Origin of the sequence: Bacillus sp. FSL L8-0193 (assembly GCF_037976065.1) — a bacterium.
Classification (GTDB): Bacteria; Bacillota; Bacilli; order Bacillales; family Bacillaceae; genus Bacillus; species Bacillus paralicheniformis.
The window spans coordinates 1,859,540-1,877,057 of sequence record NZ_CP150261.1; the positions used below are offsets into that span (position 1 = coordinate 1,859,540).

A 17,518-nucleotide genomic window follows, 5' to 3' on the forward strand; every position below is an offset into this window, starting at 1 on the left:
GAGAGTGAGGCAAAAATGAAAGCCTGCTCTCTTCTGTTACGTCCGAAATCAACTTGGAGTGAAATAAAGTGAAAATCATCGTTCAAAAATTCGGCGGAACGTCTGTAAAAGATGACCGCGGCAGAAAGCTTGCCTTAAGCCATATTCAGGAAGCGGTCAATGAAGGATACAAAGCGGTTGTCGTCGTATCGGCCATGGGCCGGAAAGGCGATCCGTATGCGACTGATTCATTGCTTGATCTGCTTTACGGCGGACAGGATACGATTACCGAGCGCGAGCAGGATATGCTTTTATCATGCGGAGAAACGATTTCCTCTGTTGTGTTCGCCAGCATGCTTTTGGAAAACGGGATTAAAGCAGCTGCTTTAACCGGTGCGCAAGCGGGCTTTTTAACGGACAACAACCATACGAATGCAAAGATTCTCGAAATGAAGCCGGAGCGGCTTGTCAGCATGCTGGCCGACCATGATGCGGTTGTCGTCGCAGGCTTCCAAGGCGCGACTGCAAAAGGGGACATTACAACGATCGGCCGCGGCGGAAGCGATACATCGGCCGCTGCGCTCGGCGCGGCGCTGGACGCGGAATTTATCGATATTTATACAGATGTCGAAGGCGTCATGACCGCTGATCCGCGCATCGTTGAAAAAGCGAAGCCGCTGCCTGTGATTACCTATACGGAAATCTGTAATTTAGCCTATCAGGGGGCCAAGGTGATCCACCCGAGAGCCGTTGAAATCGCAATGCAGGCGAAAGTGCCGATCCGCGTGCGTTCAACCTATTCAAACGAGACGGGCACGCTCGTCACAAGCCATCACAACTCAAAAGCCGGAAGCGACGTTTTTGAGCGGCTTATCACTGGCATCGCCCATGTGAAAGACGTGACACAGTTTAAAGTCCCGGCAAAAGAAGGACAATATAACGTACAGACTGAAGTGTTTAAAGCGATGGCGAATGCCGGCATCAGCGTCGATTTCTTCAATATTACACCAAGTGAAATTGTCTACACGGTGGCTGGAAACATGACCGACCGCGCCTCTGGCATCCTGAAAGAATTGGGCTATGAACCGGCCGTGACAAGAAATTGCGCGAAAGTGTCAGCAGTTGGCGCGGGAATTATGGGCGTTCCGGGCGTTACCTCAAAAATCGTTACCGCTTTATCAGAAAAAGGCATTCCGATCTTGCAGTCTGCTGACAGCCATACGACGATATGGGTGCTCGTGCACGAGAAAAATATGGCGACGGCCGTGAATGCGTTGCATGAAGTGTTTGAACTGTCAAAATAAATATGATTGAATCATGATGAGGTGAAAAAAATGAATTTCGGAAATATCGCAACCGCAATGGTTACGCCCTTTGACAAAAATGAAAATATCGATTTTCAAAAACTGTCAAAGCTGATCGATTATTTAATAAACAATGGGACGGATTCCCTGGTGGTTGCCGGAACAACCGGAGAATCGCCGACGCTTTCCGAAGAAGAAAAGGTAGCGCTCATTCAATATTCCGTCAAGGAAGCGGCAGGCCGCGTCCCGATCATCGCCGGCACGGGAAGCAACAACACGAAAGCGTCGATCAAGCTGACGAAAAAAGCTGAAGAAGCCGGCGCTGACGCCGTCATGCTCGTCACTCCGTACTACAACAAGCCTTCTCAGGAAGGCATGTACCGCCATTTCAGAGCGATTGCGGAGGAAACGTCACTGCCTGTCATGCTTTATAATGTACCGGGAAGAACGGCTGCTTCGCTCGCACCGGAAACGACGATCCGCCTTGCGGAGATCCCGAATATCATTGCGATTAAAGAAGCGAGCGGCGACTTAGATGCGATTACAAAAATCGTAGCTGAAACCCCTGAGGACTTTGCCGTTTATTCAGGAGATGACAGCCTGACACTGCCGGCCTTGTCCGTAGGAGCGAGAGGAATCGTTTCCGTTGCATCACATATCATCGGACCGGAAATGCAGGAAATGATCAAACATTATACAGAGGGGAACACGGCTCAGGCTGCTTTGATCCACCAAAAGCTGCTTCCGCTGATGAAAGGGCTTTTTGCCGCACCGAATCCGTCTCCATTAAAGACGGCTCTTCAGCTGAAGGGTCTTGATGTCGGGTCCGTCCGGCTCCCTTTGATTCCGCTAAATGAAGATGAACGACTCCGTTTAAGCAGCCTGATGAACGGCCTGTAAAAAACAATACGGACGAAAACGGTCATTCTCTTTTGGAGGGGATGACCGTTTGTCATATACATAATGGTTCTTGTTTTCTAAATTTAGATTCAGGTATAATAGGGACAAGTGATGATGGACGGGTACTTAGATTAGGAGGATTACAATTTGAAAAAAAATACAGAAAATATTAGAATCATCGCCTTAGGAGGCGTCGGAGAGATCGGAAAAAACCTTTATGTCATTGAAATCGATTCTGACATATTCGTGGTTGACGCCGGTCTCATGCATCCAGAAAATGAAATGCTGGGTATCGATGTGGTCATTCCTGACATTTCATATTTAATTGAACGATCTGACCGCGTAAAGGCGATTTTTCTCACACACGGGCATGAGGAAAACATCGGCGGCGTATTTTACTGCCTGAACAAACTTTCTGTGCCTGTTTACGGAACGAAGCTGACGCTCGCCCTTTTAAAGGAAACGCTGAAGCAGTACGGTGTAAACAAAAAGCCCGATTTAAGAGAAATTCATTCAAAATCTGTTATTACATTTGAATCGACAAAGGTGTCATTCTTTAAAACAAATCACAGCATTCCGGATTCCGTCGGTGTCAGCTTTAAAACATCCCTCGGGTCCATCGTGTGCACTGGCGATTTTAAATTTGACCAGACACCTGTTTTAAACCAGACAAGCGACATCGGCGAAATTGCCAAAATCGGCAACAGCGGTGTGCTGTGCCTGCTTTCCGACAGTGCCAATGCTGAGAAACCGGGCTATACGCCTTCAGAAGCAGTCGTCGGCGGAGAGATATCCGATGTAATGTACAATGCCGAAAACCGCGTCATTATTGCCGTGTTCGCGTCTAACTTTAACCGGATTCAGCAGGTCATTGATGCTGCGCTCCAAAACGGCAGGAAGCTTGCGGTTTCAGGAAAAAATATTTCGACGATACTCCAGCTGGCGATGAAGCTCGGGTATGTCACGGCAGATGAAGATCTGTTCATCCCTGTCCAGGAAGTTAAAAAGTATCCGAAAAGAGAAGTCGCGATTTTGACAGGGGACAACCATGGAGAGCCGCTCGCCGCATTGACCAGGATCGCAAAACAAGGGCATAAGCAGCTCGACATTGAGAAAGGGGATACCGTCCTGATCGCATCCTCCCCTATTCCGGGTCAGGAGCTTGTCTACTCCAAAGCGGTCGACCTCTTAACAAGAGCGGGCGCGCAGGTCGTTTTCGCCCAAAAACGCGTCCATGTATCAGGCCATGGCTGTCAGGAAGAACTGAAGCTGATGCTCAACCTGCTGAAGCCGAAGTATTTAATCCCCGTAAACGGTGAATACAGAATGCAAAAAGCGCATTCCAAGCTTGCCGAAGAAATCGGTATGAAACGGAGCGACATTTTCCTGATTGAAAAAGGAGACGTCGTGGAATTCCGCGGACAAAACGTGAAAATCGGCGATAAAGTGCATTCAGGCAATATTTTGATCGATGGACTCGGTGTCGGCGACATCGGCAATATCGTGCTCAGAGACCGCCGTCTTCTGTCCCAGGACGGAATCTTAATCGTTGTGATTACCCTTGATAAAAAGAAAAAACATCTTGTATCAGGACCCGAAATTATCACGAGAGGTTTTGTCTATGTCAGAGAATCTGAACAGCTGATCGTTGAAGCGACGGAACTTGTCAGGGAACTCGTCAACGAAAGCACAGAAAACGCCGTCGTCGAATGGTCCGCCTTAAAACAGGCGATGCGTGACGCATTAAACCAGTTCCTATACGAAAAAACGAAACGAAAACCAATGATCATTCCAATCATCATGGAAGTATAAAACCAAGAGATTTCTCTTGGTTTTTTTTCATGCCTTTTGCGTTGAATGAAAAAAACGCCATTGTCCATAATACAAAAGAAACTCGAGAAAGAGGTGAGCCAGATGGACTCAAACCGGATACAAAACGGGGACAGCCAGGGGGAGCAGCCGGCTAAGCCGGACGCAAAAGACAGTCTCGTCAACAAAATCCAGCAGCTCGGCGAAACGACACTCCCGCAAATGGGTCAGGATACCAACATTCACTGTCTGACCATTATCGGGCAAATTGAAGGTCACGTACAGCTTCCTCCCCAAAATAAAACAACAAAATATGAACACGTGATTCCCCAGATCGTTGCAGTAGAGCAGAATCCTAAAATCGAAGGGCTGCTCATCATCTTAAACACGGTCGGAGGAGACGTTGAAGCAGGTCTTGCGATTGCGGAAATGCTGGCGTCTCTGTCAAAGCCGACGGTCTCTATCGTGCTGGGCGGCGGACATTCAATCGGAGTTCCAATTGCGGTGTCCTGCGACCACAGCTATATCGCTGAAACAGCGACGATGACGATCCATCCGGTCAGACTGACAGGGCTTGTCATCGGTGTGCCGCAGACATTTGAGTATCTCGATAAAATGCAGGAAAGGGTCATCAATTTCGTGACAAGTCATTCGAACATATCGGAAGACAAATTTAAAGAACTGATGTTTTCAAAAGGCAATTTGACCCGCGATATCGGGACGAATGTCGTAGGAAACGATGCCGTGAAATATGGATTAATCGATGAAACCGGCGGAGTCGGACAGGCGATTCAAAAGCTGAATGAATTAATCGAACAAAACAAAGGCGCCCAGGAAGGGATGATCCAATGATTCTGTATACAACAATGCCGCAGGAAATCGTGTTCGCAGGGCAGGCGGAAAACTCGAACTTAAAACAGATCGATGTCAACGGCGTGCCCCTTTTAGTCGAAATGAACGGAGAGGAAGCAAGAGTCGTCCAAGTTCTCAGCACGAACCCGATGGATTTTTTAAAACAAGAAACAGCACCTGGGCAGACGCTTAAACTGACATTTTATAAATAGCTGAAGTGTCTCAAGGATAAATATGCTATAATAGGGGAATCCAGAGGAAAATCGCAGCCGAAAAAAGGCTGCTTTCTCTTTGTTTTTACATTTTTTAACACGCAGTAAGGTGATGGAACATGGCAAAAAGAAAACGAAAATCAACAAAGAAACAAAAACAAGGAAAAAAACGGATTCATCTTAAATTTGAATTGTACGGATTAATCTGTATCGCCATCTCGATTATTGCGGTTTTGCAGCTTGGCGTAGCAGGGCAAACGTTCATTTACATGTTCCGCTTTTTCGCCGGTGAATGGTTCATCCTTTGCTTTCTCGGCCTTTTTTTAACGGGTGTGTCTTTATTTTGGAAGAAGAAAACACCCAGTTTTTTAACAAGGAGAAAAGCGGGCCTATACTGCATCATCGCAAGCATGCTGCTTCTTTCCCATGTCCAGCTGTTTCAGCATTTGACCGAAAGGGGAATCGTTCAGTCTCCGAGCGTAATCCAAAATACGTGGGAGCTGTTTCTGATGGATGTAAAAGGCGAGACAGGATCACCTGATCTTGGAGGCGGAATAATTGGAGCCGTTTTATTTGCGGCGTCATACTTTCTGTTTGCATCTGCAGGGTCTAAAATCATCGCCGTCTTCCTGATCTTGATCGGCCTTCTTTTGATTACGGACCGTTCGTTGCAGGAGACGCTGATCAAATGGATGACCCCGGTCGCGTCCTTCATTAAAAACCAGTGGCAGGCCTTTTTAGCAGACATTAAACAATTGAAAAGCAGTTCGCCCAAAAAGAAATCAGGAAAAAAACAAAAGGCGCAGAGAAAACCGAAAGTGTCTGAAGAGCCTGTACAAGAAGCGGAGCTTGATCCAGATCCGGTGATTCAGTCAGAACCGATTATTTCAAGCTTTTCCGACCGTGATGAAAAACCCGAAGTTCAAGCTTACGAAGCTCAGGCGCCTGCCCCTGCCGAGCATTCTCCTGAGCCTGAAGCCGGTGAGGACATGCAGGCTACAGGCGCGCCCGAGATCACGTTCACAGAGCTTGAAAACAAGGATTATCAGCTTCCGTCGATTCAATTGCTGGATGAGCCGAAGCACACAGGGCAGCAGGCGGATAAAAAGAATATTTACGACAATGCCAGGAAGCTGGAAAAGACGTTTCAAAGCTTTGGAGTTAAGGCGAAAGTCACCCAGGTTCATCTCGGCCCGGCCGTAACGAAATATGAAGTCTATCCTGATGTGGGCGTCAAAGTCAGCAAAATTGTCAATTTAAGTGATGACTTGGCTCTTGCGCTCGCGGCCAAAGATATCCGCATCGAAGCCCCGATTCCCGGAAAATCGGCGATTGGAATCGAAGTCCCGAATGCGGAAGTCGCGATGGTTTCCTTGAAAGAAGTGCTCGAATCGAAACTGAATGACCGGCCGGATGCAAAGCTGATGATCGGACTCGGCCGGAACATTTCCGGAGAAGCTGTATTGGCAGAGCTGAACAAAATGCCCCATCTTCTTGTTGCAGGAGCGACAGGAAGCGGGAAAAGCGTCTGTGTCAACGGGATTATTACAAGCATTTTGATGAGGGCAAAGCCCCACGAAGTGAAGATGATGATGATCGACCCGAAAATGGTCGAGCTCAACGTCTACAACGGGATTCCGCATTTGCTCGCGCCCGTCGTGACAGATCCGAAAAAAGCATCGCAGGCTTTGAAGAAAGTCGTCAACGAAATGGAGCGGCGCTACGAATTGTTTTCTCACACGGGAACGAGAAATATCGAAGGGTATAACGACTATATTAAACGGATGAATGCCGCAGAAGAAGCAAAGCAGCCGGAGCTGCCATACATCATTGTGATCGTGGACGAGCTTGCCGACCTGATGATGGTCGCTTCCTCTGATGTGGAAGACTCGATCACAAGGCTTTCGCAAATGGCAAGGGCGGCGGGAATCCATCTGATCATCGCGACGCAGCGGCCTTCGGTCGATGTCATTACAGGGGTTATTAAAGCCAATATTCCGTCAAGGATCGCTTTCAGCGTATCGTCGCAGACAGACTCCAGAACGATTCTTGATATGGGAGGCGCTGAAAAACTTCTCGGCAGAGGGGACATGCTGTTCCTGCCTGTCGGCGCCAACAAACCGCTCCGCGTCCAAGGGGCCTTCCTGTCAGATGAAGAAGTTGAAAAAGTTGTCGATCACGTCATCACCCAGCAAAAAGCCCAATACCAAGAAGAAATGATTCCAGAAGAGACGCAGGAAACGGTCAGCGAAGTGACAGACGATCTTTACGACGAAGCGGTTGCGCTTGTCGTCAGCATGCAGACGGCGTCCGTGTCCATGCTGCAAAGGAGATTCCGCATCGGCTACACAAGAGCGGCGCGGCTTATCGATGCCATGGAAGAGCGGGGAATCGTCGGCCCTTATGAAGGTTCAAAGCCCCGTGAAGTCCTCTTGTCAAAAGAGCAATATGAAGAACTCTCTTCTTAAGAAGAGAGTTCTTGTTTTACATAATTTCATTATGTAAACTGGAAAACGTCTATTTATTTATTTGACAAAACATGATATAGTTATCCTCAATTAAAGGTAATTTGAATCTGATCTGTCAGACGGAGGGAAAACATGTCGATAAAAGCTGACAATCAACGGTTATGTTTAAAAGTGATTGATCGGATAAAAGATGATATTCAAAATGGGGTCTTTTGCGAGAATGAACGGCTCCCGTCTGAGTTTGAGCTGTCAAAGATGCTTGGTGTGAGCAGAACGGCTTTGCGTGAAGCGCTTAGAATGCTGGAAGAAGAAAACGTCATCATCAGAAGGCACGGAGTCGGATGCTTTGTAAATGCCAGGCCGTTATTTCTATCTGGTATTGAGCAGCTGAACAGCGTCACAAAAATGATCGAGCAGGCAAGCATGACGCCGGGAACCATTTTTATGTCTTCACAGGTTACCGCTCCTACCGAAGAAGATATGCTCCGGTTTCAATATGCGGAAGAAACCGAGATCTTTTTGCTTGAGCGGGTGAGAACGGCAAATGGAATGCCTGTTGTCTACTGTCTTGATAAAATACCTGTGGATATCCTCCCGGAAGGCTTTTCACACGAGCAGGAATCGATGTTTGAATGGCTTGAGGACAAATCCGGCGCCGTGATCAGCTATGCTGTTGCCGATATTGTGCCGATCGGGTATCACGACACCATTTCTCAAATTCTCGAATGCGATCCTGAAACATCTTTGCTGCTGCTCAAACAGACTCATTATGACCAAAACGATAAGCCCGTTTTATATTCTTTAAACTATTTTCGGGCCGATAAATTCAGATTTCACGTCGTCAGAAAACGTTTTTGATATACGGGCGCTCGATTAGGAGCGGCTGTTTTTTTTTGCCCATTAGCGTCCATACATAAATAAGCCCGCATCACGGAACAATAACAGATGGAAATACTGATGAATTGGGTGAAAAAAAGTTGAGCAGAAAAAAAGACATGAAAAGCATTGTTGCGCTGTCTTCGGTCCCGCTTGTGATGACGCTAGGCAATTCGATGCTGATTCCGGTTTTGCCGATGATCGAAAAAAAATTAAACATTTCTTCGTTCCAAGTGTCGCTGATCATCACGGTTTACTCTATCGTGGCGATTTTATGCATCCCGATTACCGGCTATATGTCAGACCGGTTCGGAAGAAAAAAGATCATGCTCCCATGTCTTGTAATCGCGGGAGCTGGAGGAGCTTTGGCAGGTTTGGCTTCAACTTTTTTCAAAGATCCGTTTGCGATGATTTTAGCCGGGCGCGTCCTTCAAGGTATCGGATCAGCCGGCGCAGCGCCGATCGTCATGCCGTTTATCGGCGATCTTTTTCAAAAAGATGAAGAAATCAGCGCAGGACTTGGAGATATAGAGACGGCCAATACTGCCGGTAAAGTATTAAGCCCGATATTAGGGGCTTTTTTAGCATCTTGGGTTTGGTACATGCCATTTTGGTTTATTCCGGTTGTGTCTCTCGCCAGCTTTTTTCTCGTCTTGTTCTTTGTTCCCAAACCGAAGGACAAAGATGATGAAAAGCAAACATTAAAAAATTTCGCAAAAAACGTACAGGAGATATTTAAACGGGAAGGACGATGGCTTGTTTCCATTTTTGTCATTGGCGGGATCATTATGTTTCTTTTATTCGGAGTTCTCTTCTACCTGTCGGATACTTTGGAGAAGCAGCATCAAATTGACGGGATTGCAAAAGGAGCGCTTCTCAGCATTCCGCTGCTTTTCCTTTCCGTCAGCTCCTACCTTGCCGGAAAGCTGATCGGAAACGACAAAATCAGAATGAAGGCCTGCGTACTGACCGGCATGGTCCTGCTGTCTCTGTCGTTTGCCGGTTTGTGGTGGAACCACAGCTTTTACCCGCTGTTTTTATTTATGTCCATCGGCGGCATCGGGATCGGAATTGCACTCCCTTCTTTGGATGCGCTCATTACCGAGGGAATTGAAAAAGAAGAGCGCGGCACGATATCTTCGTTTTACAACAGTATGCGGTTTATCGGGGTTGCGCTCGGACCGCCGGTTTTCGCCTATATGATGACAAATGCGGATTGGCTGATATTCATCGTATCGCTTTTGTGCGGTTTAGCCGCCTTAGCGCTTGTGCTGTTTAATATCGACCCGAAAGAAGACGAAAGTGAAGCGGCAAAGACGGTGTAAATCTGCACCGTCTTTTTCATAAGGTTTTTAGTTTCCTTAAATCTCCTCCAGTTGATATAATTACAACCATACAGTCCAAGCGCATATGCTGAAATGTGGTCATAATACATAATATAAACAAGGACGAAGGAGGTTCTATATGACATACCTTAACGAAATAAAAAGAAAGCACCGCGGATTGACAAGCCACATCGTCAAAACGGAAAAATTCAAAACCGTCTCGATTATTTTTAAAATGCTTGCTCCTTTAACAAAGGAAGATGTGACAGAGAGGGCGCTTTTTCCGCATGTGCTTTTGCGGGGAACGGGCACCCGCCCCAAAACTTCAGAACTCAGAATGTATCTTGATGAACTTTACGGCACTTCCGTATCATGCGATCTCTCCAAAAAAGGGGAAATGCATGTTATTACATTCAGGCTCGATATCGCAAACGAAAAATTTTTAAAGGATCAGACACCGCTTCTGGAAAAAGGGCTCGAGCTTTTGGCAGAGATCATTTTTTCGCCGGCGCTTGAAGACGGAGCTTTTCTGCCGCTGTACGTGTCTCAGGAAAAACGCACACTAAAACAAAGAATACAGGCGGTATATAACGACAAAATGCGCTATTCAAATTTGAGGCTGATTCAGGTGATGTGCAAAGATGAGCCATACGCGCTTCACGTCAACGGAGAGCTTGATGATGTGGACGGCATCACGCCTCAAAGCCTGTATGAAGCTTATCAAAAAGCGGTCACAGAAGACCAGCTCGACATTTACGTCGTTGGGGATGTGGATGAACAGCAGGTGGATTCGTACATTTCCAAATACTTCGAAGTAAACGAGCGGGAGCTGAGACCCGTTCCCAAGCTTGAGCAAATCCGCGCAAAGGAGCCTCAGGAAATCGTCGAGGATGCGGATGTCAAGCAAGGCAAGCTGAACATGGGATTTCGGACGGGAACGCATTTTACGGATGATGATTATCCGGCGCTTCAGCTGTTTAACGGTTTGTTTGGCGGATTTTCACATTCAAAGCTGTTTATTAATGTCAGGGAAAAGGCCAGCCTTGCCTATTATGCGGCTTCCAGAATCGAAAGCTTTAAAGGGCTTATGATGGTGATGTCGGGGATTGAAGTCGGCAATTATCAAAAAGCCGTCGACATCATCAAGGAGCAGTTCCAGGAAATGAAAAAAGGCAGCTTTACAGAAGAAGCGATCGACCAGACGAAAGCGGTTATTAAAAACCAGATTCTTGAAACGCTTGATACACCATACGGCTTAGTCGAATTTATTTATCAGCAGGCTGCCGCCCAAACCGAATTTTCTCTTGAAGACTGGCTTGGACGAATCGACAACGTCAGAAAAGCCGAGATTATCGAAGTCGGGAAGAAAATCGATTTGGATACAACGTACTTTCTCAAAGGGACGGAGGGAGCATCTTGACGAAAACGATCGAATTTAAACAGCTGAAGGAAACATTATATTACGAAAAAATGCCTGGCGGCCTCGATGTCTATGTTCTTCCGAAAGAAGGATTTAACAAGACATATGCGGTCTTTACAACAAAATACGGATCGATTGACAATCAGTTTGTCCCGCTCGGAAAAGAAGAAATGGTCCGTGTGCCTGACGGAATCGCACACTTTTTGGAGCATAAGCTCTTCGAAAAAGAAGACGGCGATGTTTTTCAGCAATTCAGCAGGCAGGGAGCTTCGGCAAATGCGTTTACCTCCTTTACCAGAACGGCCTACCTGTTTTCGAGCACGTCCAACGTGGAAGAAAACTTGGAAACGCTCGTCGATTTTGTGCAGGACCCTTACTTTACGGAAAAAACGGTTGAGAAGGAAAAAGGCATCATCGGACAGGAAATCAACATGTATGACGACAACCCAGACTGGCGTCTGTTTTTCGGCTTGATCGAAAACATGTACCAGGAGCATCCTGTCCGGATTGATATCGCAGGCACGATCGAAAGCATCTCGCATATTACAAAAGACCTTTTGTACGAATGCTATGAGACGTTCTATCACCCGAGCAATATGCTGCTGTTTGTCGTTGGTCCGGTCGATCCCGAAGCGATCATCCGCCAGGTCCGCGAAAACCAGCAGAAAAAGCCGTATACAGACCAGCCTGAAATCGTTCGCAAAGAAGTTAAAGAGCCTGGAGCCGTATTCAAAAAAGAACAGGAAATTAAAATGAATGTTCAAAGCTCAAAATGCCTCGTCGGTTTAAAAAGCGCTCATCCGATGAATACGGGAGAAGCCCTGCTGAAGCATGAGCTGACCATCAACCTCATTCTCGAGTGCCTGTTCGGCAAAAGCTCCAGCGATTATGAAAGAATTTATGAAAAAGGATATATCGATGAGACATTCAGCTATGACTATACTGAAGAACACGGATTTGGTTTCGTCTCTGTCGGCGGCGATACGCCTGAGCCCGACAAGCTTGCCGAGGAGCTGAAACAAGTGCTGTTCAAGGCGAAAGAAACGATCACAGCCGAAAAGCTGGAGCTGGCTAGAAAGAAAAAAATCGGCAATTTCTTAAAATCGATGAATTCGCCTGAGTATATCGCCAACCAGTTTACACGGTACGCTTTTCTGGAGACGAGTCTGTTTGATATCGTCACTGTACTCGAATCGATTACGCTTGAGGACGTTCACCGCGTCATTCAGGAAGAAATCGAAGAAGACAGAATCACCGTCTGCAAAGTCGTTCCAAAATCATAAAGCAAGGTCTGAAAGTTCAGCGTGTCAGGAGATTTTCCGATGCACGCTGAACCTTTCTTCTTTTGAACGGAAAGGTGGAAACATAGTATGACAAAACTCGCTCTTATCACCGGTGCAAGCGGCGGAATCGGGCAAAGCATCAGCGAAAAGCTGGCGCAAAACGGGTATGATCTTCTCCTCCATTACCATACAAATGAGCAGGCAGCCGCAGCACTTGCAGAAAGGCTGTCACATACATACGGCATTCACGCCGAAATCATTCACGGCGACCTATCCGACCCCGGCGGCGCAAAAGCCGTTTCCGCTTCCATCGGCGGGCGGGCGCTTGACGGCATCGTCTTAAACAGCGGTCAAAGCTTTCGCGGGCTTGTGACAGACATGACTGATGAGGCTGTGCAGGACATGGTGCAGCTCCATGTCTCAAGCCCGTTTCTGTTGACGAGGAATCTGCTGCCGGCGATGATCAGGAAAAAATCCGGTGCAATTGTAGCCGTCAGCTCCATTTGGGGTGAAACAGGGGCGTCGTGCGAAGTTTTATACAGCATGACAAAAGGCGCGCAAAATGTGTTTGTCAAAGCCCTCGCAAAAGAGCTTGCGCCAAGCCGCATCAGAGTCAACGCCGTTTCTCCGGGCGCTGTGAAAACAAGGATGATGGGCTCGTTTTCAAAAGAGGAAGAAGAGATGATCGCCGATGAGATTCCGATGGGAAGGCTTGCCGAAGCCGAAGAGGTTGCGGACGCCGTGCTGTTTCTGCTCTCGGCTAAGGCATCTTATATCACGGGTCAAATTTTGTCAGTTAATGGCGGCTGGCATTGTTAAAAACATGTATAGTTTGCGGTCCCCCAGAGAATAATAAGGCTGTAACTTCAAGAGAATGGAGGGGCCTGATATGTCCGTACTGGATAATTGGGATCAGTGGAAAAACTTTTTGGGCGACCGTTTGAACTATGCCCAAGAAAGAGGAATGTCAAACGAAACCATCTCAGATCTCGCATATGAGATCGGCGATTATTTGGCCGGTGAGGTTGATTCAAAAAACCATCAAGAACGAGTGCTCGCGGACCTTTGGAGCGTGGCTTCCGAAGAAGAGCAGCGCGCCATTGCGAATGTGATGGTTAAGCTTGTTGAAAACAACGGCTCGCATTAAGGAGAGAGTGTGTTCACTCTCTCTTTTTTATAGGCGCGGCTTTGTCAGCGGCACCGCTTTTGTGTTTTCTTTCCGCCCCGATAGGGTAAACATCATCCAGACGCCGTTACAGCAGGTTTTTCCCGATTATGGGAAACGGACGTTTTTCTTATTTAATCACAACATTCTGCTTTCTAATTGAGACAAAATGCTTTATGATAAAGGAAGGTAAATTTTTGCCACGATGATGGGTAGGGAGGTTATCATTTGGCAAAGCTCGAATGGTACTTAGAATATGAAATACAAGTCAACCGTCCCGGACTTCTGGGAGATATATCCTCTTTATTGGGGATGCTTTCAATTAATATTGTGACCATTAACGGCGTCGATACTCAAAGAAGAGGCCTCTTGTTAAAATGCCGTCATATAGATCAGATTAAGCGACTGGAATCGATTCTGAACACGATGGATACGATTAAAGTGACGAAGCTCCGCGAGCCGAAGCTTCGCGACCGTCTCGCTGTAAGGCACGGCCGCTATATCCAGCGGGATGCAGACGATAAAAAAACGTTCCGGTTTGAACGCGACGAGCTTGGCTTGCTTGTCGATTTTATGGCTGAGCTGTTTAAAAAAGACGGGCACAAGCTGATCGGGATCAGGGGAATGCCCCGCGTCGGCAAGACGGAATCAATTGTCGCTTCAAGTGTCTGTGCAAGCAAAAGGTGGCTTTTTGTTTCTTCGACACTGCTGAAGCAAACGATCAGAAGCCAGCTGATTGCCGATGAGTACAGTCCGGAGAATGTTTTCATTTTGGACGGCATTGTGTCGACGAGAAGAGGATCTGAACGCCATTTGCAGCTCGTCAGTGAGATCATGCGGCTGCCGGCGACCAAAGTTGTCGAGCATCCGGACATTTTCGTGCAAAATACGGAATATACGATGGACGATTTTGATTACATCATCGAATTGCGTAACAGCCCCGATGAGGTGATTACATATGAACATGCTGAAGAACCGCAGATGTTTGACCATTCAGGTTTTTCCGGCTTTGATTTTTAAAATGGAAGGTGTTTGTTGTGACTGAACTAGGAAATCGGCTGAAAGAAGCCAGAGAGGAAAAAGGGATGTCATTGGACGATCTTCAGGCGGCCACAAAGATCCAAAAAAGGTATTTAACGGCCCTTGAAGAAGGAAACTATGATATCATTCCGGGAAAATTTTATGTGCGGGCTTTTATCAAGCAGTACGCCGAAGCTGTCGGCCTCGACTCGGAGCTCTTGTTTGAAGAGTTTAAAAAAGATATCCCTAATTCTTACAATGATGAGGTTTCTGAGAAGCTTTCTTCAATCAAGCCGCAGAGAGAGCTGCCCAAGTCTGCCTCAAAAGCGCTTGAACTTTTGCCTACCCTGCTTGTGGCAGCCGGCGTTATCGTTGTGATCGCGATCATTTACGTCATCGTTCAGGCTGTAAACGGCGGAGGCAACCAGCAGGCTGAAGAGCCTAAGACAGAGGAATCGCAAAGCAAGTATGACGTCTCAAAAGATTCCCCGCTGACAAAGGGAAATCAACAGAACACGGATGCGCAGAAAGACAGCGCTGAAGGCGACAAAGAAAAAAAGGATCAGCAGTTTGATGAGAACGACAAGCTGACCATGAAAGCGACCGCAAGCGAAGGCTCTTCCACAACTTATGAAGTATCAGGATCCGACAAGCTGGAGCTTGAAGTAAAGGCAAACGCAAACTCATGGGTCAGGGTGCGCGACGAGAAAGGAAGCTCCCTTAAAGAAGGAATGATGAAAAAAGGAGAAACCTTTCAAAAGAATATTACCGATCAATCGCAAATTGATTTGCGGATCGGATATGCGCCGGGCGTTGAAATTAAAATCAACGGAGAAGTTCTTTCTTACAAGCTCGATCCTAAGACTGTGATGACACAAAACATAACGATTCAAAATAAAAAGGAGGAAAAGTCATCTTAATTGCACAGATGACTTTTTCTTGCGTTCATCATCATTAGGAAAACATACATATCTGGAGGAACCTTTATGTTTAATCTACCGAATAAAATCACGCTTTCTAGAATCGCATTAATTCCTGTTTTTATGGTCATCATGCTTGTGCCGTTTCAGTGGGGGGCTGTCTCTTTCGGCAGCGAGTCGATTCCGGTCACCCATTTGATCGGCGCACTGTTGTTTATTTTTGCTTCTGTCACCGATTGGGTTGACGGCTATTACGCGAGAAAGCTGAACCTTGTAACAAACTTTGGAAAATTTCTTGACCCGCTTGCAGACAAGCTGCTCGTGTCTTCCGCTTTAATTATTCTGGTGCATTACCATCTTGCTCCGGCCTGGATGGCCATTGTCATTATCAGCCGGGAATTTGCCGTAACGGGACTGCGGCTCGTCCTTGCGGGAACAGGGGAAGTCGTCGCGGCCAACATGCTTGGAAAAGTGAAAACATGGGCTCAGATCATCGCCATCTCTGCTCTTTTGCTTCACAATCTTCCATTTGAGCTTGTATCCTTCCCGTTCGGATCGCTTGCTTTATGGGTGGCTGTCTTTTTCACAGTCGTATCAGGATGGGATTATTTCGCTAAAAACTGGGATGCTTTAAAAACATCGAACTAAACGTGGGGAAGTGGAAACAATGAAGTTGGAAAGAAAAGCGGAAATTATCGCTGTCGGTTCTGAGCTTCTGCTCGGACAAATCGCTAATACAAATGCTCAGTTTATCAGCAGGCATTTGGCCGAAATCGGCATTAACGTCTTTTATCACACGGCGGTGGGAGATAACCCGGAACGCCTTAAACAAGTCATTCAGACAGCTCAGAAAAGGTCTGACTTCATCATTTTTTCGGGAGGCCTCGGACCGACGAAAGACGATTTGACAAAAGAAACGATCGCTGAAGTTGTCGGGCGCCCTCTTAAGCTCGACGATGAAGCCTTCGAATCGATTCAGGATTACTTCAGAAAAACGAACCGGGAGATGTCGCCGAACAACCGCAAACAGGCGTTGATCCTCGAAGGATCCGATGTTCTGCCGAACCGCTTCGGGATGGCTCCGGGAATGCTGCTTGAGCATGAATCGCGCTTTTATATGCTCTTGCCGGGACCTCCGAAAGAGCTGGAGCCGATGTTTGAAAACGAAGCGAAGCCGCTGATTTTGGAAAAGCTCGGCTCGAAGGAAAAGATCGTGTCAAGGGTGCTGCGGTTCTTCGGCATCGGAGAATCCCAGCTTGAAACCGATTTGGAAGATCTCATCGATGCGCAGACTAATCCGACAATCGCCCCGCTTGCGGCCGACGGGGAAGTCACGCTCAGGCTCACGGCAAAGCATGCGGATCCGAAGGAGACAAACCGCTTGTTAAAAGAAACGGAAGACCTCATCCTGGAGCGGGTCGGAGAGTTCTTTTACGGGTATGATGATACATCTCTTGCAGAAGAGCTTGCGAAAGCATGCAGGAGCAAGGGAATGACCTTGGCCGCTGCGGAAAGCTTTACAGGCGGGCTTTTTTCCACCTGGCTGACGGAAATGAGCGGCGCTTCCGAATATTTCAAAGGCGGCGCCGTCTGCTACACAAACGAATTGAAAGTTTCAGCGGCCGGCGTTGCTGAAGACACGCTGCAGCGCTACGGTGCGGTCAGCGCGCAATGCGCAAAAGAGCTCGCCGCAGGCATCAGAGTCAAAACAGGAAGCGATATTGGCATCAGCTTTACTGGAGTAGCCGGGCCGAATACGCAAGAAGGCCATCCGGCAGGAAAGGTGTTTATCGGCATCTCCGTGAAGGACCAGGCTGAAGAAGCGTTCGAATTTCAGTTCGCCGGATCCAGGTCTGCGGTGCGAAAGCGTTCTGCCAAATACGGCTGCCATCTGTTGCTGAAAATGATGGAAAAATAAGCGGAAAACGGATTTTCGGTATATCTTTCTTATGAAAAAAGTCATTCCATTTTAGGAGATCGATTTT

General features: G+C 47.2%; 16 protein-coding genes. All 16 read left to right on the forward strand.

Features of this window, described 5'->3' with window-relative positions; all coding sequences use genetic code 11:
• The first annotated feature begins 68 nt into the window (after positions 1 to 68).
• The 16 genes from dapG to MHH76_RS09455 all read left to right on the forward strand — a co-directional run bounded on the left by dapG (position 69) and on the right by MHH76_RS09455 (position 17,451).
• Complete coding sequence (gene dapG / locus MHH76_RS09380; protein ID WP_020451442.1) at positions 69 to 1,283, forward strand: aspartate kinase; 1,215 nt, start codon at positions 69 to 71, stop codon at positions 1,281 to 1,283.
• A 30-nt stretch (positions 1,284 to 1,313) separates the two neighbouring features.
• Entirely contained in the window at positions 1,314 to 2,183 is an 870-nt protein-coding gene (dapA, locus tag MHH76_RS09385) for a 4-hydroxy-tetrahydrodipicolinate synthase (protein WP_020451443.1), read from the forward strand.
• Positions 2,184 to 2,330: 147 nt separating this feature from the next.
• Positions 2,331 to 3,995, forward strand: a complete 1,665-nt coding sequence (rnjB, locus tag MHH76_RS09390) for a ribonuclease J2 (RefSeq protein WP_020451444.1) — start codon at positions 2,331 to 2,333, stop codon at positions 3,993 to 3,995.
• Between the two features lie 102 nt (positions 3,996 to 4,097).
• Positions 4,098 to 4,844 (forward strand): ClpP family protease, encoded by a 747-nt coding sequence (locus tag MHH76_RS09395; protein WP_020451445.1) that lies wholly within the window; start codon positions 4,098 to 4,100, stop codon positions 4,842 to 4,844.
• A complete protein-coding gene (locus MHH76_RS09400; protein ID WP_003181904.1) occupies positions 4,841 to 5,056 on the forward strand; it encodes a YlzJ-like family protein in 216 nt (71 codons plus the stop codon). Before MHH76_RS09395 ends, MHH76_RS09400 begins: the two co-directional genes overlap by 4 nt.
• A gap of 119 nt (positions 5,057 to 5,175) precedes the next feature.
• Positions 5,176 to 7,524: a DNA translocase FtsK gene (locus tag MHH76_RS09405; protein ID WP_339224444.1), complete on the forward strand. Its 2,349-nt coding sequence runs from the start codon at positions 5,176 to 5,178 to the stop codon at positions 7,522 to 7,524.
• Between the two features lie 132 nt (positions 7,525 to 7,656).
• On the forward strand, positions 7,657 to 8,382 hold the full coding sequence (locus MHH76_RS09410) for a GntR family transcriptional regulator (protein ID WP_020451447.1): 726 nt from the start codon (positions 7,657 to 7,659) through the stop codon (positions 8,380 to 8,382).
• Positions 8,383 to 8,519: 137 nt separating this feature from the next.
• Complete coding sequence (locus tag MHH76_RS09415; protein ID WP_146910670.1) at positions 8,520 to 9,725, forward strand: MFS transporter; 1,206 nt, start codon at positions 8,520 to 8,522, stop codon at positions 9,723 to 9,725.
• Between the two features lie 139 nt (positions 9,726 to 9,864).
• On the forward strand, positions 9,865 to 11,145 hold the full coding sequence (locus tag MHH76_RS09420; RefSeq protein WP_025811425.1) for a pitrilysin family protein: 1,281 nt from the start codon (positions 9,865 to 9,867) through the stop codon (positions 11,143 to 11,145).
• Positions 11,142 to 12,428, forward strand: a complete 1,287-nt coding sequence (locus tag MHH76_RS09425; RefSeq protein ID WP_025811427.1) for a pitrilysin family protein — start codon at positions 11,142 to 11,144, stop codon at positions 12,426 to 12,428. The genes MHH76_RS09420 and MHH76_RS09425 overlap by 4 nt, the downstream gene beginning before the upstream one ends.
• 87 nt (positions 12,429 to 12,515) lie before the next feature.
• Entirely contained in the window at positions 12,516 to 13,247 is a 732-nt protein-coding gene (locus MHH76_RS09430; protein WP_025811429.1) for an SDR family oxidoreductase, read from the forward strand.
• A 70-nt stretch (positions 13,248 to 13,317) separates the two neighbouring features.
• On the forward strand, positions 13,318 to 13,575 hold the full coding sequence (locus MHH76_RS09435; protein WP_020451452.1) for a DUF3243 domain-containing protein: 258 nt from the start codon (positions 13,318 to 13,320) through the stop codon (positions 13,573 to 13,575).
• Between the two features lie 246 nt (positions 13,576 to 13,821).
• Positions 13,822 to 14,613, forward strand: a complete 792-nt coding sequence (locus tag MHH76_RS09440) for a YmfK family protein (RefSeq protein WP_003181917.1) — start codon at positions 13,822 to 13,824, stop codon at positions 14,611 to 14,613.
• Positions 14,614 to 14,630: 17 nt separating this feature from the next.
• The gene (locus tag MHH76_RS09445; protein WP_025811432.1) at positions 14,631 to 15,533 is read left to right on the forward strand and encodes a RodZ domain-containing protein; all 903 of its coding nucleotides are present in this window, start codon (positions 14,631 to 14,633) and stop codon (positions 15,531 to 15,533) included.
• A 66-nt stretch (positions 15,534 to 15,599) separates the two neighbouring features.
• Entirely contained in the window at positions 15,600 to 16,181 is a 582-nt protein-coding gene (pgsA, locus tag MHH76_RS09450) for a CDP-diacylglycerol--glycerol-3-phosphate 3-phosphatidyltransferase (protein ID WP_003181921.1), read from the forward strand.
• A gap of 19 nt (positions 16,182 to 16,200) precedes the next feature.
• The gene (locus MHH76_RS09455) at positions 16,201 to 17,451 is read left to right on the forward strand and encodes a competence/damage-inducible protein A (protein ID WP_020451455.1); all 1,251 of its coding nucleotides are present in this window, start codon (positions 16,201 to 16,203) and stop codon (positions 17,449 to 17,451) included.
• The last annotated feature ends 67 nt before the right edge of the window (positions 17,452 to 17,518 follow it).